Consider the following 19,768-nt stretch of genomic DNA (forward strand, 5'->3'; position numbering starts at 1 on the left):
ATGCGCTTAAGCCTTAACGCCAAAGGTCGCCACAAAGCCATTGCGACGTTTTGCTTGCTCCTGATCAGCCTAGGCTTGATGGGATGCAGCGAGCTGCTCTATCGGCAAACCTGTGTCGGTTTGGCGAAAGATATGCGTTACTGCTTAGCGCCACTCCCCCACGATTTTGGCCCGGCGATCGAGAAACCGCTCACTAAGCCTCAGGCAAATGCGCCCCAAAGCCAGATTCAAAGCCAGAGTCAGCAAAACGACAGCAAAGCTGGGGTATCCTCACCCCAGTCCTTTAGTCAGAAGGTGAGCATTAAGGTAGGCGATAACACCCACGAGCTACTCACCCAGCTCGAACTCGAAGGGGAACGGATGACGCTGGTCGGGCTCGCGCCCCTTGGACAGGCATTGTTTACCTTGGTTTACGATGGGAATACACTCAGCAGTGAACAGAGTCTGTTGTTAGGGGATGAGTTTAAGGCCGAATACCTGATGGCGATGATGCAACTCATCTATTGGCCGGAGCAGAGTATTAAAAGCCATTTAGAGGGCGGCGAGTTAGTGACAGGACTGTGTGACGCAATTCCCTGTCGCCAGTTTTATAGCCAAGACACGCTGATCAGTCGCAGTGATAATCAGACTCAAGTGATACAAATTCGTTATCAGCAACAGAGCGATGATGCACTCTGGCAGGCACACATTAATTTGACCATGCCACAGGCAAAATTTGAGTTAGAGATACAACCCATTTAATCGTCTTTTGACCATGCCATAGGCACCCGTTAACAGCCAATCGATATGAGCTTTTAGCATTGCTCGCATCAAAGGCCATAGGTATAGCAAGCAGCAATGAACAACAGAGTCGCCATTACACAGATTGGATTGTGTACCCCGTTAGGGCAAACGCCCGAACAGGTGTTAGCCCGCTTGATTGCAGGCGATACCAGTGCCATGCAAACCAGTGACACCCTGCTATTTGGGGAGTCGACACTGGTCGCGCCCGTCACTGAGCCGTTACCGACGATACCTGCCGCACTGGCGCAATTCGATTGTCGCAATAATCAATTACTCCTTGCTGCCGCACTGCAAATTCGCGACGCCGTAGAGCAAGCTAAAAGTGACTTTGGCACCGACCGCATCGGCGTAGTCTTAGGCACCAGCACCTCGGGGATTTCGAAGGGCGAAGCCGCCTTGGCCTATCGCAATCAACACGGCCACTTCCCCGCCGATTACCATTACTTCCAACAGGAACTCGGCAGCACCAGCGATTTTTTACGCCAGTTATTTGCACTCCAAGGCCCCTGCTACACCATTTCGACCGCCTGCTCATCCAGCGCTAAGGTGTTTGCCAGCGCCAAACGCCTACTCGAGGCCAAGCTGTGCGATATGGTGATCGTTGGCGGTATCGACAGCCTGTGCCAACTGACAGTCAACGGGTTTCACGCCTTAGAGTCGGTTTCCAAGGGGCATTGCAATCCCTTCAGCGCCAATCGTGATGGCATCAATATCGGTGAAGGCGCCGCGCTGTTTACCCTGACCCTAGCGGAAAACGAAACACTCGGCTCAACGCAAGCGAATGTATTGCTTGCAGGCATAGGCGAGTCGAGCGATGCGCACCATATGTCGGCGCCGCACCCCGAAGGTGCGGGGGCAATTGCCGCCATGCAGGCCGCGCTTGATGATGCACACATTTCGGCGCAACAGATTGATTATATAAACTTACATGGCACAGCAACGCCTAAAAATGATGCGATGGAAAGCCGCGCCGTACTCTCGGTATTTGGCGAAGCGCCGCCACCCGCAAGCTCAACTAAACCTCTGGTTGGCCATACCTTAGGGGCCGCGGGCGCGATTGAAGCCGCATTTTGTTATTTATTGCTCTCACCCCATAATCACCATCTTGCCCTGCCTCCCCACAGATTTGATGGGCAGCCAGATCCACAGGATCCCAGCATAGCCTTAGTCGCGCCCAAGCAATGCGCCGAGCATGGCAAGCTTAACTATGTGATGAGCAACTCCTTCGCCTTTGGTGGCAGCAATGCCAGCCTGATTTTTTGCCGTAAAGGGGCTTAAGTTTTATGTCCAGTTCTACTGACACTGCAATGGCACCCGCCGAGCCGATGTGGCTGCAACAATTAGCCGAGCAGAATATTGCCGATTTTATTCCGCACCGCGCGCCGATGATCTTGATTGATAAGATTATTCACTATCAGCAGGATGCACTCGAAACTGAAGTGCAGATCAGCCCTCAGAGTGCTTATTTTGACGAGCAACGTCAGGCTGTCCCCAATTATGTGGGCATAGAATACATGGCGCAGAGCATCGCTGCCCTCGCCGGTGTAGAGGCCAAACTGCGCCACGATAAAATCCGAGTGGGTTTTTTATTGGGATCGCGTAAATTAGCCTTACACACAGCGCAGTACGAGCTGAACCGTCGCTACCGCACTCAGGTCAAACGCCTCTATCAGGAAGAGTCGGGACTGGCAGTATTCGATTGTCAGATTTATCTGTTGCCCGAGGCGGGAGCGGAGCAAGCACCACAACTCGTGGCCGAGGCCAATGTGAACGTGTTCCAACCCCAGGACACCCAAGCGTATATCGCCTCCAGTCAGGCTTAATACCTGAATTGGCGCTCACAAGCGCCAAGCTTTAAACCGACGCAACGTCAGTCGCACTACAAAAGGATTTAGCCCTTTGATGCATAAACAACTCATCATCAAGCATCACGGGTGGAGAAATAAAGATGAATAACAGAGTATTAGTCACAGGTTCGAGCCGCGGTATTGGCAAAGCCATCGCCCTGAAACTGGCCGCGGGGGGCTACGATATCGCGCTGCATTATCACAGCAATCAGGCCGCAGCCGATGCCAGCGCCGCAGAACTTAGCGCCCTTGGGGTGAACGTCAGCCTATTGAAGTTTGATGTTGCCGACCGAGCCGCGGTAAAAGCCGCCATTGAGGCCGATATCGAGGCCAATGGCGCCTACTATGGCGTGATACTCAATGCGGGCATCAATCGCGACAATGCCTTTCCAGCGATGAGCGAAACCGAATGGGATAGCGTAATCCACACTAACCTCGATGGTTTTTACAATGTCATTCACCCCTGCGTTATGCCTATGGTACAAGCGCGCAAGGGCGGACGAATTATCACCTTGGCTTCCGTTTCAGGTATCGCGGGTAACCGTGGTCAGGTCAATTACAGCGCCTCCAAAGCTGGGCTGATTGGTGCCACTAAGGCGCTGTCCTTAGAGCTAGCCAAACGTAAGATCACCGTCAACTGCATTGCACCAGGTTTAATCGAAACCGATATGGTGGCGGATATTCCTAAGGATATGGTCGAGCAGTTAGTGCCGATGCGCCGCATGGGTAAACCCAATGAAATCGCCGCCTTAGCCGCCTTTTTAATGTCGGACGATGCCGCCTATATCACGCGCCAAGTGATTTCGGTGAATGGAGGCATGATCTAAATGACGCAGCACAATCCCCTAGGCAGACGAGTCGTCGTTACTGGTATCGGTGGCATCAGTGCCCTAGGCCATGACTGGCCGAGTATCGCAAGCAGCCTTAAGGCACAAAAAAACTGTGTCGTGACGATGGCGGAATGGGATAAATACGACGGACTAAACACTCGCCTCGCCGCACCTGTGACTGACTTTGAAGTGCCGAGCCACTATTCACGCAAAAAGATCCGCTCCATGGGGCGCGTCTCGATTATGGCGACTCGCGCCAGCGAGCTTGCACTGATGGATGCAGGACTCTTGGACGACCCTATCGTCACCTCGGGGGAAATGGGGATTGCCTATGGTTCTTCCACCGGCAGTACCGATCCGCTGATCGCCTTTGGCGATATGCTCAAACATGGCGATATGTCAGGCGTCACCGCCACCAGCTATATCCGCATGATGGCCCACACTACAGCGGTAAACGTGGGGGTATTCTTTGGCCTTAAGGGACGCATTCACACCACCAGCAGCGCCTGTACTTCGGGCAGCCAAGGCATAGGCTACGCCTATGAGGCCATTAAATACGGGCAACAGACCTTAATGCTCGCGGGTGGCGGTGAAGAACTCTGCGCCACCGAGGCCGTGGTATTTGATACGCTGTTTGCCACCAGCACGAAAAACACGACGCCAGAATTATCGCCACGCCCTTTTGATACCCAGCGTGATGGCTTAGTGATTGGCGAAGGCGCTTGTACGCTGGTGCTTGAAGAGTTAGAACACGCCATAGCGCGCGGCGCGAAAATTTACGCCGAGATCGTCGGTTTTGGCACTAATTCCGATGGTCAGCATGTCACTCAGCCCAATAGCGATACCATGGAAATCGCCATTCGTTTAGCCCTTAAGGATGCGGCGCTCACGCCAGATGCCATTGGTTATGTGAATGCCCACGGCACTGCGACCGATCGCGGTGACGTTGCCGAAACCCATGCGACCCATGCCGTATTCGGTGCGGATATGCCGATTTCATCCCTGAAAAGCTACACAGGCCATACCTTAGGTGCCTGCGGCGCGTTAGAGGCATGGGTCAGTATCGAAATGATGAATGCGGGCTGGTTTGCCCCTACGCTTAATCTCGACAATATCGATCCAGAATGTGCCACGCTCGATTACATTCGCGGCGAGCCACGTACGCTCGACACCGACTATGTGATGAGCAATAACTTCGCCTTTGGCGGCATCAACACCTCACTGATTTTTAAACGCTGGAAAACGACATAAGGACATATCAATGAAACCATTAGTTGCAAGCATTTTACTCGGCATTAGCTTACTGGGCTCTCCTGTGTGGGCGCAGGAATATACGGTTGAAACCTATCAAGAAATTTTTAAAGGCGACAATCAATTTAAGCAAAAACAAGCCATCGAAACCCTGACGATTGCCGGATTATCCGATCCCGCCATTTACGATGTGTTAGAGGCCAAATTGATCGAATCGCTGCCCCTCGCCACCGAGAAAAATGCCATCGACTACAGCGCTTGGTTAGTCAAAGGCTTAGCCTACTCGGGTAACGATAAGTACAGCGAAACTATCAACAGCATAGTGCGTGGCAACTTTCATAAAAAACTGAAAAAGTACGCGACTCAAGCGCTTGAGAACCTAGATAAATACAAAAAATGGAACGCCATTTTAGCGGACAAGAGCCAATATGTGGCCGAACAAAGCCCTAAAAACAATGCCTATGCCAATGCGTTAAAGAGCGACGATTTAGAGCTAATGCGCCTTGCCGCTAAACGCATGATGGACGATCAAAACTATGATGATTTTCTGTTAGAGCGTCTGAGCGTTGAGTTGAAAAATCCACGCCTAATGAGCAACGATAAGTTAGCCATCGATACCTACGCCAATATGGCCAAGGCCCTCGCCGCATCGGGCAATACGCAATACCGCGAAGTCATTGAAAATATTGCCAACAACAACCCAAACAAAAAGCTTAAAAGCTACGCCGAGAGCTATCTGAAGAAGTACTACTAATCATCTTTGGATGAGTAAAAGCGTTAACAACAAGCCGAGAATCATCTCGGCTTTTTGATCTCATTTGTAGGCAAGTCATGGGACGGACAGTCGTCTCGCCAATTCCCATAATTTACCTTTCAAGCCTTAACCTAATCTGCTTGCCATATGACTAACACGTATAAAAATGTTCTGAAATCATGCTAGTGAACCCGTTCTCCCCATAATGATTCTTTGCACCGAATAAATTATATTTAAATCAGTTGGTTGAAAGTTTTTCTGCTAAATCATAGGATGTGAGCTTATGTGCACTATGCAAATGTCATATACACTCGGTCGAACGCTGTGAAATTTAATAACCCCCTAAAAACCTTAATTTTTGTGGCATTTACACTAAACCTTGGCTGGATGTATTACGTCGAATATTTAAAAGAACAACCTGAAAAAAGCTTAGAAGAAAGGATGCGAGTGTATTTTACTGACGATGACGAAAAGATAAAAATGACATGGTTCAGAACTAGCGCATCAGGAATATCCTTGGCACTAGAAATACAAGGAATGGATCAACCCAATGTTGATATAGAAAAGATAAAGTCTAATTCCAAATCTATTATTAATAGTAAAGTCCTGATGAATCCCTAATGATTTTTATCAAAATCATTAAGTTAAGGTAGATACACATCTTGTCATATGATCAAATGGTTTCGCCAAAAATCAATAATCAGACAACAAAATGTGCGAACTCGATATTTTACACGACTCTCTTTACCAATTCTGCCCCGAATTACACTTAAAACGACTCAACAGCTTAACGTTGGCTTGCCACGCCTTACTTGACTGTAAAACTCTCACTCTTACCGAACTTGGCCGTAACCTGCCAACCAAAGCGAGAACAAAACATAACATCAAACGAATCGACCGATTGTTAGGTAATCGTCACCTCCACAAAGAGCGACTCGCTGTATACCGTTGGCATGCTAGCTTTATCTGTTCGGGCAATACGATGCCCATTGTACTTGTTGACTGGTCTGATATCCGTGAGCAAAAACGGCTTATGGTATTGCGAGCTTCAGTCGCACTACACGGTCGTTCTGTTACTCTTTATGAGAAAGCGTTCCCGCTTTCAGAGCAATGTTCAGAAAGCTCATGACCAATTTCTAGCCGACCTTGCGAGCATTCTACCGAGTAACACCACACCGCTCATTGTCAGTGATGCTGGCTTTAAAGTGCCATGGTATAAATCCGTTGAGAAGCTGGGTTGGTACTGGTTAAGTCGAGTAAGAGGAAAAGTACAATATGCAGACCTAGGAGCGGAAAACTGGAAACCTATCAGCAACTTACATGATATGTCATCTAGTCACTCAAAGACTTTAGGCTATAAGAGGCTGACTAAAAGCAATCCAATCTCATGCCAAATTCTATTGTATAAATCTCGCTCTAAAGGCCGAAAAAATCAGCGCTCGACACGGACTCATTGTCACCACCCGTCACCTAAAATCTACTCAGCGTCGGCAAAGGAGCCATGGATTCTAGCAACTAACTTACCTGTTGAAATTCGAACACCCAAACAACTTGTTAATATCTATTCGAAGCGAATGCAGATTGAAGAAACCTTCCGAGACTTGAAAAGTCCTGCCTACGGACTAGGCCTACGCCATAGCCGAACGAGCAGCTCAGAGCGTTTTGATATCATGCTGCTAATCGCCCTGATGCTTCAACTAACATGTTGGCTTGCGGGCGTTCATGCTCAGAAACAAGGTTGGGACAAGCACTTCCAGGCTAACACAGTCAGAAATCGAAACGTACTCTCAACAGTTCGCTTAGGCATGGAAGTTTTGCGGCATTCTGGCTACACAATAACAAGGGAAGACTCACTCGTGGCTGCAACCCTGCTTACTCAAAATCTATTCACACATGGTTACGTTTTGGGGAAATTATGAGGGGATCTCTCAGAGTAAAGTCTGTAATGAACCTCTGCTACGATCATACCTTGAAGCTGGAAATTGGATATCTATCGATATTCGTGATGGCTCTAAAACTAACGTAACAAACATTATGAATTTTCAATTTACCAATGAAAAATGCGTTTAAAAACCCAGAAAAATCATACGAATGCATAATTCTGGCTAAAAATTATTTTTACTAACGTATAAACCAAATATAAATCAGTTAGTTGAACATTATTTTACCAAATAGCCAGAGGAAAGATTATGTGCGCATGCACAATAAAAATTGTTACGTGTTTTCAGGTTCATCGAAGTAATCTGTATGGAAGAATTATCAGCCTCTGTAGTATTAGATAAGTTTAAAAGCGCGAAACCTAAAGATTATAAATTAGTGGCGCAATTCCAAGATTAGTATTTTGAATCGCCAACTCGTATCAAAACTCTTGGCCTACCCTTTGCTTAATCACCGCAGCGTTTTACCCCTAAAAACAACCAAACGCGATAACGCAATGATGGATAAGCGCCAACACAGGGAATTTTAATCTTGAGAGCAACAATGAAAATAATACTAGATGATCTAAAAGGGCCTGAAATTGCAGCACTTTTAACTGAGCACCTTGAAGATATGCGGGCAACCTCGCCACCAGAAAGTGTGCACGCACTAGACCTTGATGGCCTGCGCCAACCCAATATTCGCTTTTGGACACTGTGGGATGGCCGCAATCTGGCGGGCTGCGGTGCACTAAAATGGTTAGATGCCGAGCATGCGGAGATCAAATCGATGCGTACCGCCACCACCTACAAACAACAAGGGATCGCTTCTAAGGTATTGCAGCACTTGATCAATGATGCCAAAGCCGCAGGTGTGCAGCGCCTGAGCCTAGAGACAGGTTCGATGGCCTTTTTCCAGCCTGCCCGTAACCTGTATGCCAAATTTGGATTCGAGCTGTGCGGCCCCTTTGCCGATTACGTGCTCGACCCCAATAGCCTGTTTATGACCAAAAGGCTCTAGGCCTCTGCACACATCAATCCACTAAGGTAGCGAACCTCAGTCTAGACCTAGCCACAGCTAAGTTTTTGCCTGTTTAGTTGTGGTTAAGGCGCGATGCTTGTGCCAGTAATGCATTAAAAATCCGAGTAATAATCCCCAGAAGGCGCTGCCAATCCCCAATACACTCACACCCGATGCGGTGACAAGAAACGTAATCACCGCCACTTCTCGTTCGTCGTTATCCGCAAGCGCGGCGGTTAGACTGTTACCTATGGTGCCAAGCAGAGCTAATCCTGCAATCGCAAGCACCAACTCCTTCGGAAATGCGGCGAAGAGGCCAACTACAGTGGCGCCAAGTAAGCCAGTGATAAAGTAAAACACGCCGCCCCACACAGCCGCCCAGTAACGGGTCGCGGGATTTGGGTCAGCTTCTTTACCCATGCAAATCGCCGCTGTAATGGCGGATAAGTTAAAGGCAAAGCCGCCAAGGGGGGCAAACAATACCCCCATCAGACCCGTCACGGTAATTAATGGCGAGATAGGCGGACGATAACCATGGCCGTGGAGCGCTGCTACCCCAGGCATATTTTGTGAGGCCATAGTCACCACAAATAAGGGCAGCGCCACACCCACTACGCTGGTGACAGAAAACGCAGGCGCTATCCATACGGGAGCCGCGAATTGCAACTCAAGCTTATCGAGTTGCAGTAGCTCCAATTGATAACTCATCCCTATCCCCACGACGAGGGTGAGTAACATAATGTAGCGCGGCGCCCAGGGCTTAAGCACAACAAACACTAATAACATCAATAGGATTAAGCTCAGTTGAGTCTGCATTGCTTGAAACAGTCCTAAACCAAACTGCAGTAAAATCCCCGCTAACATGGCCGACGCGACTGACTGCGGCATGATACGAATAAGCTTATCCATCCAACCCGCCAAGCCGCATAGGGTGATCAACAAAGAGCTAATCAGGAAGGCGCCGACGGCTTCGTTGATACTTAATCCCGCAAGGCTAGTGACCATCAGCGCCGCCCCGGGGGTCGACCATGCCGTAAGCACCGGATTTTTATAGTAGAGAGACAGGCCAATACTGGTGAGCCCCATGCCAACACCTAAGGCCCACAGCCATGAACTCATCTGTGCCGATGTCGCGCCCACGGCATCCGCCGCCTGCAGGATAATCACCGCCGAACTGCTGTAGCCCACCAGCACAGCAATAAAGCCCGCCGATATTTTTGATAGTCCTAAAGCCTCGCGCCACATCATCCCTACTCCTATTCCTACCCTTGCCTTGATCATCGCACCATTAATTATTTGTGCGCTATAACGCACGAGATGGACAAGATAGCACCTGTGCGTTATAACGTACAAATAATTTTTTTAAGCGTCATAACCTCATGCAGACCATCAACAGCTATCTTGCCGCGACCCTAAAACAACTGCGCAGCCAAAAGGGTTGGAGTTTAGATAAAGCGGCACTCGAGACAGGCGTAAGCAAGGCCATGATAGGCCAGATTGAGCGCGGCGAATCTAGCCCCACCATTGCTACCCTGTGGAAAATCGCTAGCGGTTTTAATATCTCACTCTCAACTTTTCTGGAGCCGACACCCGAGAGCCAAGGCGCGGTCTTTCGTAACGCCGATGCATTACGCCAAAAACCTGCAACCGACGGCATGTTAGTGGCGTCGCTATTTCCCTTTGAACCACGCTTTGGTTTTGAAATGTTTGAACTCACCCTGTTGCCGCATTATGAGCGCCTCTCAGAGCCCCATGAGGCGGGTGTGACCGAGCATGTGATCGTACTGAGCGGCACAATGGAAGTGTTAGTCGATGGCCAGTGGCAACCATTACAGCAGGGGGAAGCCGTGCGCTTTGCCGCCGATAAACCCCATGGTTACCGTAACTTAAGCGATCAACCCGTGGTGTTTCATGATCTAATCCACTACCACAGAGCAGCGCCAGCCACCGAGTAACGCCGACAAGCCAAGCGCCAACAGATTGCGGCTTGCGCCCGCCAATCCATTAGAATAAACTTATTGAAAATTTTCTAATCATAGAGGCAAAGCTATGTTTCAATCTTTACTGGCTAAATTATCTGGTAGCAGCAACGGTGAAAAATGTTGGCAATTGATTGATCAAGGTGCGCGCGTTATCGATGTGCGCTCACCGGAGGAGTTTGCCTCGGGTCATTTGCCTCAGGCCATCAACGTGCCGCTGCCAACGCTCGACCAATGGTTACATCAGGTTGACAATAAACAGCATCCCTTTGTGCTTTACTGCGGCGCGGGTATCCGTGCCCAAAAGGGCTGCGATATTTTAAAAGCTAATGGTTTTGAATGTGTGGTGAACGGTGGTTCGCTAAAAGATTTAGTCTGTTGCCAGCCAAGCTAAAACCTAAGCCAAGCAGATCAACTATGCGTGAGGAGGTGCAGATGACAACAAAGTGCCCACGCCCAACTAGCGGCGAACAACTGCCTAAGCCCAAAGTGGTTCGCGAAACCCGCTACAGCGTGAGCCGTAACCGTGGCCAAGCAAGCACTAAGGTTCGCTATATCGAAACCAGCGCCATCTCCCTTGGCTGCAAACTGTGCGAATAATTGTGTTCTGCACAAACAAAAATGCCAGCATTTACGCTGGCATTTTTTATTATCTTTACGATTAAACCGCTAACTTATCGATACTGGCTTTAGCTTCGCTGATCCCTTTTTGGTTAGCTTCTGGGCCCATGTTCAGCGCTTCGCCATAAACCACTTCCACGTCGGTGATACCGATAAAACCGAGGAAAGTTTTTAAGAAAGGTACAATGTGATCCGTTGGACCATCTTTATGAGCACCACCACGGGTGGTGATCAACACGGCGCGTTTACCTTCCACTAAGCCTTTAGGACCGTTTTCGGTATAAGTGAAAGTCACACCTGCACGGGCCACAAAATCAATCCAGTTTTTCAGCTGAGTTGGAATGTTGAAGTTGTACATAGGCGCAGTGATCACGATAGTGTCGTTTGCTTTTAACTCTTCAACTAAGGCGTTAGACAGGTCGAGCATCTCTTGCTGACGTGCGGTTAACTCAGCGCCGCCACGTAGGCCAGAGGCAATTTCACCATCAACCATTGGCAACACATCTTTACCCGCTAAATCGCGAACTGTGATGGTCGCGCCTTGGTCTTCCCATTTACCGATCAGGTGGTCAACTAACAAGGCAGATTGTGAATAACCGCCAAGAATACTGGATTTTAACACTAGGACTTTAGACATAATCTGCTCCGAAAATTGAAATTCTTAAGAGTCTTTCAACTTGCTCTCGACTCTATGGACTTAGTTTATTAGCCCATAAAAAAGAAAAAAAGCGGATAAAATTTGAGATTAATTTCGATTTTTTAGAAAGGTTTTACATTTTAGGCACACTGACATACAAACCATCGAATTGTGCGCAGAGTTTGTCGTCACAAAAAAGTTGTACTTCGAGTTTGACTTTGGCTTTACGCCCCCGTTGCAGCGGGCTTAAATCCGTTTCAGGCCAACGCACTTTGACCTCGGGCGCACAGGTCACGGGCGCCATGTAGCGGATATGGGCATCGGCTAACACTATGTCGCCATCCACCCGTTGAAGCTGCTGTTGCAGCCACACCATGCCCCAGCCTGTGAGGGTCATAAGGGTATAAATACTGCCCGCAAACATAGTGTTGTGCAGGTTGATATTCGGCGCCAGTGGCGCACTCACGCGCAGCTCCCCTTCGACAAAGGAAACTGGCGCTATCTGCATAAACTCGCTGACGGGAATGGTGCTGTGCCAGGTCTGGCGCAATTGATTTAATAATTCATCCATGTGCATGTCCTTACTGCCGTTGGCACACTGTCCTGTAGGTTAAACCTGTAAATGGAAGGTCACAGGACCATCGTTGACCAGCTCAACCTTCATGTCGGCGCCAAATTGTCCCGTTTCTGTGGTCACGCCCTGCGCGCGGCAAAATGCGACAAAGTCTTCATACAGGCCAAGCGCTTGCTCAGGCGTACCCGCCCCCGAAAAGCTCGGGCGCAGACCACGACCTGTGTCGGCGGCCAAGGTAAATTGCGAAACCACTAAAAGCGAGCCACCCGCCTGAGTTAAGTTGAGGTTCATCTTGCCATTTTCATCGGAAAACACTCGATAACTCATCACCTTAGTGGCTAATTTTTCCATCTTTTCGCGGTTATCTTCCCGCTCAACCCCAAGTAAAACTAACAAGCCCTTATCGATTGCACCTATGGTTTGATTGTCCACCACCACGCTGGCGCGGCTCACTCTTTGAATTAACGCGATCACAACTTTTCCTTTAAATTAAGACTTAACGAGGGGCATCAAGGGGATAGGACGCAGATACTGTTCCACACCTTCGGGTAATGACTGGGCAATTTCCGCTAAACCGCCATCGGTCCACAGCATAAAGCGGCGAAGTTCCTCGATTTCGACCTTATCGGCAAAGGTCACAGTGCCTTGGATTTGGATCACTGCGCCCTGCTCACGCAGCACGAATTTAGCAAAATTGAGCTTGGCATTCAGCTCACCAATCACCGCGGGCAGTTCTGGATTAGCCTGCAACTGTGGATGCACCGCATAAAAACGATTCATCAGAATACGGTCAATCCCCGCTGCATTCATACTGGGTTCGAGCATAAAGTCATTATTGCCAAACTGCACCGCAACCTTATCCGCCCCGACTTTGGTGGCTAAATAGTTGGCATTGAGCAAGGCCTGATACAAGGTATCGGCGGCGGCCTCGTTGGTCATTCCCGCCAATTGCACCACTTTAGGTGCCACAGGAGCGCGCACCTCAGAGGACTCGACCACTGAAGATGAGGATTGAGACTCTGGGGTGGAAGATGAGGTGGCCGCGCAGGCAGTTAATCCCAAAATGGCGGCAATGATAACGGCTAATTTCATGCTAGCTCCTGTCGCTTTATCCAAGTCCACATGGCTTGGATCTCGAGTGTGACGGCAAGTGAGAGTATGTCACTATTCAGCGAATGCCCACCATCGACAATGGTATGAATTTGTATCCTAGGGTTGTCGATTTTTGCCAAAAATGCGGCTAATAAGCGTGCCGGACAGACGGCATCCTGCGTGCCTTGTAATAGCAGGGTACGCGCTGTGACTTGAGATGTCACCCGTTGTAATACACTGAACATATTGAAGTAATCGTTTTTTGCATAGTGCAGCTCGATTTGAGCTAAGGCCAATAGCTGTGACGCAAGCCGCTTCGGTAAGCCTGTTAGTACGCCCGCTAGGGTTAATTCCCATTGGATCCAACGGCGGGCAAATTCATGACGAGTTTGCTCATCTAGGGCGTTAAATCCTAGCTGATAGTGCGTAAATAAATCCGCCAATCCAATAGAAGGTGCAGCAAATTCACGGTATGCCTGTGGATATAACTGCGCTGCGCCCGAGGGGGCATAGAGCCATTCAATACCCGCCTTTGAGGGAATAAACACTGCCCACAGCACTTGGGCAATCACTCGATGGGGAAATAACCCACTGTAAATTAAGGCTAAGGTGGCGCCAAATGAGCCCCCCGCGAGGCACCAACGCTCTATGCCTAAGTGAATGCGAATCGCCTCAATATCGCTGATAAGTCCATTTAAATGATTATACTCCAACTCGCCAGCAGGCAGTGATTGCCCCGCACCACGTTGATCTAGCAGTAAAATCCAGTAGTGCTCGGGGTTAAATAAACTCAGTTCACTTGTACTAGCGCCTGCGCCAGGGCCGCCATGTAAATACAGCAGTGGGATCCCCTGCGGATTACCATATTGGGCAAGATGCAACTGCTGCCCATTGCCCATCATCAACCAATCACGGCGGATAAAAGGGGCAAGCTGATGGGCGTCAGTGATCATAGGTGGGACAAGGCTCGCTGAATGTCTTGGTGGATGACAACTTAGCTATGACTAGAACTTAGCTATGGCTTATCCAGTGTAGACGATTGCGGCGCGGTTGCAGTGAGTTCGCCTGTCGTCTCAAGCACTTGGCCTGATTGGGCGGATGTGGTTTCTGGCTGCGCGGCGGGTGTATCCTGCGCCGCTAAAGGCTGACCATCGAGGTTAGTTTCGTTGATATCGCAACTGGACTCATAGTCCAAATACTCGGGCATGGCCGCGGTAATTTCGGCACCCAGCAGCACTATCATCCAAGATAAATACACCCAAACGAACAGAATAGGAATGGTCGCCAGAGCGCCGTAAATGGCTTCATAACTTGGGAATTTAGTCACATACAGGGCAAAGCCTTTTTTCCCCAACTCGAACAGCAAGGCCGCCACTACCGCGCCTAATAGCGCATGCCAAAACTTCACCTTTTGATTCGGCACCACCATATAGAGCAGCAAAAACGCCGCCACCGAAAACAACATAGGCAAGCGCTCGATAAACAATGGCATCACCCCAGATAAGGCGTCGCCCTCAAACAGTTTTAATGACACTACGTAGGAAGTCGCCACTAGGCTCGCGCCCACCAGCACTGGGCCTAAAGTAATCACCATCCAATACATGGAAAAGGCCACCACCACAGAACGCTTTTCCTTAGTACGCCAAATATTATTCAACGATTTATCGATGGCGGAGATCAGCATAATCGCTACCACCACGAGAGCCGCGATCCCCACCGCCGTCCCCTTAGAGGCATTGCCAACAAATTCATTGATATAGACTTGTACCGTATCGCCAGCCGCCGGCAGAAAATTCTCGTACACGAAGGCTTCGATTTGGCCACGGATCCCCTTAAAAACAGGAAAAGCCGACAGCATAGACATAGTCACGGCCACCATAGGCACAAGGGATAACAGGGTGACATAGGCTAAGTGGCCGGCGCGAATATTGATTTGATCTTCCACTAAACGCTGGCGTAAATGCAGCAGGAAGCGCCAGATCCCGAGGAATAAGACTTGAATTTGTGCCAGTTCTATCTTCTTAGTCACGGGTTTCTCTTGATTCTGTTGGTATTGACTCGTTATCTTCGTACAATAAACACTTAATTTACAAGTCTAAGGAGTGAATTGATGTCACAACAAGGATCTGCGGGCAATGTTATCGCCGCTATCGCTAGTCTGTTCTTTCCCGGCCTAGGTCAACTGGTTCAGGGGCGAATTTTGGCTGCATTGCTGTTTTTCGTGGTCACTGTGGTTGGCTATGCCCTCTGGTGGTTAGTGGTCCCTGCTGTAAGAGGTGCTATCTTTCACCTCTGGAGCATTATCGATGCGGCGCGTTTTAAGGCCGACTAACTTCATTTGACTCAGTGACGGAATACCCAATGAAAAGATTGATCACCTCAAGCCTGATGGCGGCAACGCTATTGCTGACGGGCTGCCAGAGTGCCTATTACGGCGCCATGGAAAAAGTGGGCTACCACAAGCGCGACATCATGGTCGACAGAGTGAAGGCCGCAAAAGAATCCCAAGAGGATGCCCAAAAAGAGTTCAGTTCAGCACTCGAGGAGATGCAAGCCCTGCTCAACCACGATGGTGGCAACCTCGAAAAGGCCTACAACAAGGCCAAAGATGAATACGAGTCAGCCCAAACTGCCGCCGATGACGTAAGTAACCGCATCAATAAAGTCGAAGATGTCGCCGAGGCGCTATTCGATGAATGGCAAGCCGAAATCGGCGAGATCAGCAAAGCCAGCCTGCGCCGCAACAGTGAAACCAAGCTCAAGGAAACTCGCCGTTCCTACGAGCAACTGATGAAAACCATGCGCCGCGCTGAATCTAAAATGCCGCCCATTCTCACCGCCATGAAAGACAACATGCTGTATTTAAAGCATAACTTGAATGCTCAAGCGATTGGCGCGATTAAAGGGGAATTTGCGAGCCTACAGACAGATATCTCTGGGCTTATCAAAGAGATGAACAAGTCGATCAACGAGTCGACCAAGTTTATCGAGGCCCTCGAAAACTCGAAAGGTTAATGCTCGCCGTCATCTTGCCTTGTCAGCCCCAAAGGCTGGCAAGGTCGATACCCTCCTAAACCTTTCATTACGCCTGCTGCTGGCCGCTTGCTTTGCCACGACTTCCACTCTTATCCATCGCCATCTGATCCCGCTTTATTCAACCCGATAACATCCCCAAACCTCGCTGATTTTTTTCATTATCGGCACGCCACTGATACTTTATGGCATACTTGTTAGCTCAACGTTAATAAAGAGAATCAGTATGGGCCGTGGGACATGGATGCGTTTAATCACATTGGGGGCCTTGCTGCTCACTTGGGTGACATTCACGGCCAAAGCGCTGCCGACCCAGATTGAATGGCAGGATAATACGGCCAGCCTTACTCAGTTTCGTATGGGGTATTTTATCGATACCTCGGAGAACATGCCCTTTGCCGAAGTGATTCAACAGCCCTTTATCGACTCCCCCAATAGCGTATCCCTCGGCACGGCGGCCATCAAAACTTGGGCCAAAATCCCCTTAGTCAACACCAGCGATAGCCCGCAAACCCTGTATCTGCACCATCCTTACGCCTATCATAACCGCCAGGTTGGCCTGTACGAGATGGTCGATGGTCAAGAAACGCAGCAGCGAATACTCGACCTCGACGACCCCAGCACCTATGGCTGGCTCTATGGCGGTGCTGCGGTATTTGAGATTACTCTCGCGCCACTGCAACAGAAAACCTTATACGTCGAGAGCGTATCCTTTTCTCACCAATGGTTTTCTATCGATTTATACAACAAGGAACACTCACAACGGGCGCTGCTTGGCAGCTTTACCGATATTGCCGTTATGGTGGGCATGCTACTGGCGCTGATTATCTACAACCTATTGTTATTTATGTATTCCCGCCAGCGAGACAACCTGTTTTACGCCTGCTACTTAATCTCGGGCGGGATCTGGATTGCACTCTCCTACGGGCTGGTCGCCGAAGTATTCGAGTTTTATGGCTCGGCGAGCCTCTATTGGCACCTCACCCTGATGACTATGCCCATCTTTTTGATTTTATTTATGATGGATATTTTCGAGACCCGGCAACATTATCGGTTTGAGCATTACGCCCTCGTGTTTGTGCTCGCCCTGTTAGTGGCCGAGTTTTGTTATGGTGTCGTCAACATCACTGGCGCGTTGCATTATTCCAGCAGCTTAGCCGCCTTGATGATGTTTACCACCCTCTCGGTCACGATTTCGCTGGTGATAAAACGGCATCCCATCGCTAAATATTTTCTTCTCGGCCACAGCCTGTTCGTCGGCTTTAGTGGTCTCGCGGTGATGTTTTACAAAGGGCGCGCCGAGTTTAATTATTTATCCAGTCACGGTGTTGGCGTGGGCATTATGCTCGAGGCGCTAGTGCTTGCCCTCATCATCGCCTATCGCATTCGTTTGCTCGAAGAAATCAAAGCCTCGCAGGAAGAGCTTAAGCATCAAGCGGCGACAGATTCGCTCACCCAGCTATTTAATCGAGGCCATTTCCACAAGGAAGCGCAGCTGGTCTACATGCAGGCCAGCATTGCCAAACAGCCGATGGCGGTGATTATCTGTGATATCGACCTCTTCAAACGGGTCAACGACCAATACGGTCACCTAATGGGCGATCAGGTCATTATCGAAATTGCCACCACCCTCAAACAGCATGCGCGTAAGTGCGATCTTGTGGCGCGTTATGGTGGTGAAGAATTTATTATGTTGCTGCATGACGTGTCCCTCACCGAAGCACACCAATGTGCCGAGCGGATCCGCATCGCCGTCGCCGCGTTAAACTTTATGGCAGAGACGCAAGAAGTGTTTACTGTCACCCTCAGTCTTGGGGTGGCGGCCGTTGATTTTACCCATCCCCTAGAGCACACAATCAAACGGGCGGACGATGCTCTGTATCGCGCCAAACATCAGGGCCGTAACAATGTGCAATCCTGCAAAATCAATCTGTTGGAGATGCAAGAAGGTATTAACTGACCCTGTGCAGCTAGAGCTAACAAGATCACCTACTCTACAAAGCTCACTCGGTCTATAGGGTAAACCAGCGGCTTTGTGAGCTATCGCTCGCTTTTATCACGGCATGCTGTAAATATCGGATCTGCCGCACAATTTCGCTTTTAGCTCAAAAACTTATCCCGTCAGTTCGACTCAGACTGAATACGTGTATTCTATTTGCAGTATTAACATGACTTTTATTGAATCTCTCACCCTGATGTTGGCCCTGATGTATATCGCGTCTCTAAGCTATTGGAGCGGTAAAAAATGGGGGGCGGTGGCCACCTTACTCCTGAGTGTTGGCGCCGTGGCGATTAGCCTCTACTGGCCTTTGGCGCTCGCCCTAGCCATTGCCTTGCCGCTGTGCCTGATTGCCAACAAGTTTGCCCCTGAGGAATTAAAGGGCGAGATAAAAATCAACACCCTGCGTGAAGGCTGCCAACATCTGCTCGCGCTCTCACTATTTATCGTCGCCATCCAATACTGCATCAATGCTATCCAGCTTAAACAAGGTATAGTGCCTTGGTTGATGCGCCCAGATGTCGTCGATGCCTTCTTACCTATCGCGGGTGGCATTGAGCTAAAAGCCATAGTGACGCTCAACCTGTGGGACCAAACCCATCCCGCCGCAGCCGTCATGCTCGCCGCCGTGCTACTCACGGGCTTACTCTGTAAACGCGCCTTTTGTGGCTGGGCCTGCCCATTAGGGCTTGCCGGCGAATATCTCTACGCCTTACGCAAGCACTTTATCAAGGCCGAACTGGCGCCGCCCGCATGGTTAGACTGGCCACTGCGGATGCTGAAATACTTATTGCTGCTGGGGCTGTTTTACATCGTTATCGGTATGCCTAGTGAATCGATTCCCTATTATCTGCAAGGCAATTACCACAAAATTGCCGACCTTAAGATGGCACTGTTTTTTGTCACACCAGGGCTTATTACCTTAGCCTGCTTTGCACTTATCCTCGTCCTCGCCGCATGGCGTCGCCAAGGTTTTTGCCGCTACTTGTGTCCCTATGGTGCCATGCTCGGACTGTTAAGTTTTGCCAGCCCACTCAAAATCCGCCGCGATACTCAGCATTGCCTGATCGAAGCCAAGGGTATGAAGTGCGACAAATGCACCCGCGCCTGCCCAGCCAACATCATAGTGCATACCAAAACCACGGTTCGCAGCGACGAATGCCAAGCCTGTATGCGCTGTGTGGCGGCCTGCCCTAAATCGGCGGCACTCGGTTTTGGCCTTAAATCGGGTCACAGAGTTAGCCATAAAGGATTGTTAGTCTTGTTATTATTGGCGCTCTTCCTCCTGCCACTCGGCGCTTATTTAGCCGGGTTCTGGCATAGCCAAACACCGGACGCTATCCGCATGGAACTTATCCAAGTGATTGACCGAGTGGGCCATTAACTCTCTGATTTGTTAATAAGAGACATAAAAAAGGTGCAGTCTAAGCT

The 19,768-nt window shown here is 49.5% G+C and carries 22 protein-coding genes and 1 pseudogene; 16 read left to right on the forward strand and 7 right to left on the reverse strand.

Going from position 1 to position 19,768, the window contains the following annotated elements; genetic code table 11:
• The 9 genes and pseudogenes from ACUZ8J_RS19535 (at position 1) to ACUZ8J_RS19575 (ending at position 8,402) form a co-directional block, all read left to right on the forward strand.
• On the forward strand, positions 1–741 hold the full coding sequence (locus ACUZ8J_RS19535; RefSeq protein ID WP_446694700.1) for a DUF3261 domain-containing protein: 741 nt from the start codon (positions 1–3) through the stop codon (positions 739–741).
• Between the two features lie 96 nt (positions 742–837).
• Positions 838–2,061 (forward strand): beta-ketoacyl-[acyl-carrier-protein] synthase family protein, encoded by a 1,224-nt coding sequence (locus tag ACUZ8J_RS19540; RefSeq protein WP_446694701.1) that lies wholly within the window; start codon positions 838–840, stop codon positions 2,059–2,061.
• A gap of 5 nt (positions 2,062–2,066) precedes the next feature.
• Entirely contained in the window at positions 2,067–2,606 is a 540-nt protein-coding gene (locus ACUZ8J_RS19545; protein ID WP_446694702.1) for a hotdog family protein, read from the forward strand.
• A gap of 125 nt (positions 2,607–2,731) precedes the next feature.
• Positions 2,732–3,457: a 3-ketoacyl-ACP reductase FabG2 gene (locus ACUZ8J_RS19550; RefSeq protein WP_446694703.1), complete on the forward strand. Its 726-nt coding sequence runs from the start codon at positions 2,732–2,734 to the stop codon at positions 3,455–3,457.
• Positions 3,458–4,711, forward strand: coding sequence for a beta-ketoacyl-ACP synthase (locus ACUZ8J_RS19555; RefSeq protein WP_446694704.1), 1,254 nt, complete (start codon positions 3,458–3,460; stop codon positions 4,709–4,711).
• Between the two features lie 10 nt (positions 4,712–4,721).
• On the forward strand, positions 4,722–5,465 hold the full coding sequence (locus ACUZ8J_RS19560; protein WP_446694705.1) for a hypothetical protein: 744 nt from the start codon (positions 4,722–4,724) through the stop codon (positions 5,463–5,465).
• A gap of 324 nt (positions 5,466–5,789) precedes the next feature.
• The gene (locus ACUZ8J_RS19565; RefSeq protein ID WP_446694707.1) at positions 5,790–6,086 is read left to right on the forward strand and encodes a hypothetical protein; all 297 of its coding nucleotides are present in this window, start codon (positions 5,790–5,792) and stop codon (positions 6,084–6,086) included.
• A gap of 91 nt (positions 6,087–6,177) precedes the next feature.
• Positions 6,178–7,384 (forward strand): annotated as a pseudogene (locus ACUZ8J_RS19570) (IS4-like element ISVsa5 family transposase).
• Between the two features lie 562 nt (positions 7,385–7,946).
• Positions 7,947–8,402: a GNAT family N-acetyltransferase gene (locus ACUZ8J_RS19575; protein WP_446694708.1), complete on the forward strand. Its 456-nt coding sequence runs from the start codon at positions 7,947–7,949 to the stop codon at positions 8,400–8,402.
• A 57-nt stretch (positions 8,403–8,459) separates the two neighbouring features.
• Here the strand turns inward: ACUZ8J_RS19575 and ACUZ8J_RS19580 are convergent, their stop codons facing one another.
• On the reverse strand, positions 8,460–9,647 hold the full coding sequence (locus tag ACUZ8J_RS19580) for a benzoate/H(+) symporter BenE family transporter (RefSeq protein ID WP_446694965.1): 1,188 nt from the start codon (positions 9,645–9,647) through the stop codon (positions 8,460–8,462).
• Between the two features lie 134 nt (positions 9,648–9,781).
• On the opposite strand from ACUZ8J_RS19580, the gene ACUZ8J_RS19585 reads away from it, so the two are divergent.
• From ACUZ8J_RS19585 to ACUZ8J_RS19595, 3 genes are all read left to right on the forward strand, one after another.
• On the forward strand, positions 9,782–10,357 hold the full coding sequence (locus ACUZ8J_RS19585; RefSeq protein WP_446694709.1) for a helix-turn-helix domain-containing protein: 576 nt from the start codon (positions 9,782–9,784) through the stop codon (positions 10,355–10,357).
• A 94-nt stretch (positions 10,358–10,451) separates the two neighbouring features.
• Positions 10,452–10,775: a rhodanese-like domain-containing protein gene (locus ACUZ8J_RS19590; RefSeq protein WP_208661162.1), complete on the forward strand. Its 324-nt coding sequence runs from the start codon at positions 10,452–10,454 to the stop codon at positions 10,773–10,775.
• A 41-nt stretch (positions 10,776–10,816) separates the two neighbouring features.
• A complete protein-coding gene (locus tag ACUZ8J_RS19595; RefSeq protein ID WP_446694710.1) occupies positions 10,817–10,981 on the forward strand; it encodes a hypothetical protein in 165 nt (54 codons plus the stop codon).
• A 61-nt stretch (positions 10,982–11,042) separates the two neighbouring features.
• Here ACUZ8J_RS19595 and azoR read toward each other — a convergent pair whose 3' ends face one another.
• From azoR to ACUZ8J_RS19625, 6 genes are all read right to left on the reverse strand, one after another.
• On the reverse strand, positions 11,043–11,639 hold the full coding sequence (gene azoR / locus ACUZ8J_RS19600) for an FMN-dependent NADH-azoreductase (protein ID WP_109287123.1): 597 nt from the start codon (positions 11,637–11,639) through the stop codon (positions 11,043–11,045).
• A 133-nt stretch (positions 11,640–11,772) separates the two neighbouring features.
• Entirely contained in the window at positions 11,773–12,210 is a 438-nt protein-coding gene (locus tag ACUZ8J_RS19605) for a thioesterase domain-containing protein (RefSeq protein ID WP_039978581.1), read from the reverse strand.
• Positions 12,211–12,249: 39 nt separating this feature from the next.
• Positions 12,250–12,687 (reverse strand): D-aminoacyl-tRNA deacylase, encoded by a 438-nt coding sequence (dtd, locus tag ACUZ8J_RS19610; RefSeq protein ID WP_023268221.1) that lies wholly within the window; start codon positions 12,685–12,687, stop codon positions 12,250–12,252.
• Between the two features lie 15 nt (positions 12,688–12,702).
• Entirely contained in the window at positions 12,703–13,305 is a 603-nt protein-coding gene (locus ACUZ8J_RS19615; protein WP_023268220.1) for a hypothetical protein, read from the reverse strand.
• Complete coding sequence (locus ACUZ8J_RS19620; protein ID WP_446694711.1) at positions 13,302–14,258, reverse strand: alpha/beta fold hydrolase; 957 nt, start codon at positions 14,256–14,258, stop codon at positions 13,302–13,304. Before ACUZ8J_RS19620 ends, ACUZ8J_RS19615 begins: the two co-directional genes overlap by 4 nt.
• A gap of 62 nt (positions 14,259–14,320) precedes the next feature.
• Entirely contained in the window at positions 14,321–15,334 is a 1,014-nt protein-coding gene (locus ACUZ8J_RS19625) for a virulence factor BrkB family protein (protein ID WP_446694712.1), read from the reverse strand.
• A gap of 81 nt (positions 15,335–15,415) precedes the next feature.
• Between ACUZ8J_RS19625 and ACUZ8J_RS19630 the strand changes: the two genes are divergently transcribed.
• The 4 genes from ACUZ8J_RS19630 (at position 15,416) to ACUZ8J_RS19645 (ending at position 19,721) form a co-directional block, all read left to right on the forward strand.
• Positions 15,416–15,637, forward strand: coding sequence for a hypothetical protein (locus tag ACUZ8J_RS19630; RefSeq protein WP_446694713.1), 222 nt, complete (start codon positions 15,416–15,418; stop codon positions 15,635–15,637).
• A gap of 29 nt (positions 15,638–15,666) precedes the next feature.
• Positions 15,667–16,320: a DUF2959 domain-containing protein gene (locus ACUZ8J_RS19635; RefSeq protein ID WP_011627465.1), complete on the forward strand. Its 654-nt coding sequence runs from the start codon at positions 15,667–15,669 to the stop codon at positions 16,318–16,320.
• Positions 16,321–16,564: 244 nt separating this feature from the next.
• Positions 16,565–18,298 (forward strand): sensor domain-containing diguanylate cyclase, encoded by a 1,734-nt coding sequence (locus ACUZ8J_RS19640; RefSeq protein WP_446694714.1) that lies wholly within the window; start codon positions 16,565–16,567, stop codon positions 18,296–18,298.
• Between the two features lie 208 nt (positions 18,299–18,506).
• Positions 18,507–19,721: a 4Fe-4S binding protein gene (locus ACUZ8J_RS19645; RefSeq protein WP_446694715.1), complete on the forward strand. Its 1,215-nt coding sequence runs from the start codon at positions 18,507–18,509 to the stop codon at positions 19,719–19,721.
• Positions 19,722–19,768 lie beyond the last annotated feature (47 nt).

Source organism: Shewanella sp. Koi 1 (genome assembly GCF_052907445.1).

Coding starts and splice junctions, on each gene's coding strand:
- ACUZ8J_RS19645 (WP_446694715.1), top strand. CDS start 18,507: ATGACTTTTATTGAATCTCTCACCCTGATGTTGGCCCTGATGTATATC.
- ACUZ8J_RS19630 (WP_446694713.1), top strand. CDS start 15,416: ATGTCACAACAAGGATCTGCGGGCAATGTTATCGCCGCTATCGCTAGT.
- ACUZ8J_RS19560 (WP_446694705.1), top strand. CDS start 4,722: ATGAAACCATTAGTTGCAAGCATTTTACTCGGCATTAGCTTACTGGGC.
- ACUZ8J_RS19595 (WP_446694710.1), top strand. CDS start 10,817: ATGACAACAAAGTGCCCACGCCCAACTAGCGGCGAACAACTGCCTAAG.
- ACUZ8J_RS19590 (WP_208661162.1), top strand. CDS start 10,452: ATGTTTCAATCTTTACTGGCTAAATTATCTGGTAGCAGCAACGGTGAA.
- ACUZ8J_RS19555 (WP_446694704.1), top strand. CDS start 3,458: ATGACGCAGCACAATCCCCTAGGCAGACGAGTCGTCGTTACTGGTATC.
- ACUZ8J_RS19635 (WP_011627465.1), top strand. CDS start 15,667: ATGAAAAGATTGATCACCTCAAGCCTGATGGCGGCAACGCTATTGCTG.
- ACUZ8J_RS19605 (WP_039978581.1), bottom strand. CDS start 12,210: ATGGATGAATTATTAAATCAATTGCGCCAGACCTGGCACAGCACCATT.
- ACUZ8J_RS19615 (WP_023268220.1), bottom strand. CDS start 13,305: ATGAAATTAGCCGTTATCATTGCCGCCATTTTGGGATTAACTGCCTGC.
- azoR (WP_109287123.1), bottom strand. CDS start 11,639: ATGTCTAAAGTCCTAGTGTTAAAATCCAGTATTCTTGGCGGTTATTCA.
- ACUZ8J_RS19535 (WP_446694700.1), top strand. CDS start 1: ATGCGCTTAAGCCTTAACGCCAAAGGTCGCCACAAAGCCATTGCGACG.
- ACUZ8J_RS19540 (WP_446694701.1), top strand. CDS start 838: ATGAACAACAGAGTCGCCATTACACAGATTGGATTGTGTACCCCGTTA.
- ACUZ8J_RS19545 (WP_446694702.1), top strand. CDS start 2,067: ATGTCCAGTTCTACTGACACTGCAATGGCACCCGCCGAGCCGATGTGG.
- ACUZ8J_RS19580 (WP_446694965.1), bottom strand. CDS start 9,647: ATGTGGCGCGAGGCTTTAGGACTATCAAAAATATCGGCGGGCTTTATT.
- ACUZ8J_RS19575 (WP_446694708.1), top strand. CDS start 7,947: ATGAAAATAATACTAGATGATCTAAAAGGGCCTGAAATTGCAGCACTT.
- ACUZ8J_RS19640 (WP_446694714.1), top strand. CDS start 16,565: ATGGGCCGTGGGACATGGATGCGTTTAATCACATTGGGGGCCTTGCTG.
- ACUZ8J_RS19550 (WP_446694703.1), top strand. CDS start 2,732: ATGAATAACAGAGTATTAGTCACAGGTTCGAGCCGCGGTATTGGCAAA.
- ACUZ8J_RS19620 (WP_446694711.1), bottom strand. CDS start 14,258: ATGATCACTGACGCCCATCAGCTTGCCCCTTTTATCCGCCGTGATTGG.
- ACUZ8J_RS19585 (WP_446694709.1), top strand. CDS start 9,782: ATGCAGACCATCAACAGCTATCTTGCCGCGACCCTAAAACAACTGCGC.